The 837-nt window shown below is 50.3% G+C and carries 1 protein-coding gene; it reads right to left on the reverse strand.

What is annotated here, in order from left to right:
• A partial coding sequence (locus tag JKP77_RS22165) for an IS30 family transposase (protein ID WP_218313344.1) occupies positions 1–732 on the reverse strand: 732 nt, incomplete at its 3' end.
• Positions 733–837 lie beyond the last annotated feature (105 nt).

Genomic DNA, 837 nt, shown 5'->3' on the forward strand with positions numbered 1-837 from the left:
CGTTTTCAGCTTATCCGCGACCTGTGTATGAGCACAGAATTCCGCCCCGTTGTCGGCGGTAATCGTGCGGACATGGCCGCGATAGCGCCATAGCATGCCAATCATGGCTCGGCTTACATCAGCCGCGCTTTTCGCTGGCACTTTTCGTATCAGGTAGAGCTTGCTTTTGCGTTCAACCAGGCTGACGATGGCACCCGTACCGTTCTTGCCTAATACGGTGTCGGCTTCCCAGTCACCAAACCGCTTTTTCTTATCAACAATAGCCGGACGACGCTCAATGCCAACTCGGTTTGGAATAATTACGCGCTTCGCGCGGCTGCCTTTTCGGTACTTTCGACGACTATGTCGCAGTTGCTTGTGCAGCTTACCTCCACGCAGTTTGTCTCGCTGTACGTAGCCGTAAATCCACTCATGACTGACTCTATGCCCTATGCTCTTACCTACACCAGCAATTTGCTCAGGACTCCATTTCTGGCTCAACCCGAACTCGACGAACGTCATAGTCAGCGTTGAAACACTATATTTCGCTGCCTGACATCGTCGTTTAATTGTCTTAGCGTGAGCGACTTCAGGCAGATAGTGGTTGTCACGAATACTGTTACGCCGAACTTCTCTACTGATGGTTGTGTGACAAACGTTCAGCCGCTTCCCAATCTCCCGATAGCTGAAACCCTCGCGTAAGTAGGCCTCGATCTGATATCGTTGCCCTTCGATCAACTGCTTGTAATTCATGGTAACTACTCATGTTTGTTTGGCGACTACAGAGTACCACCAACAGGCAGTTGATCTCTTCTCACCGTTTAACCATGAGTGGTGCACTTATTATCTGAATTCGGG

It is taken from the genome of Alteromonas antoniana, assembly GCF_019249295.1.
In the GTDB taxonomy this organism is placed as follows: Bacteria; Pseudomonadota; Gammaproteobacteria; order Enterobacterales; family Alteromonadaceae; genus Alteromonas; species Alteromonas antoniana.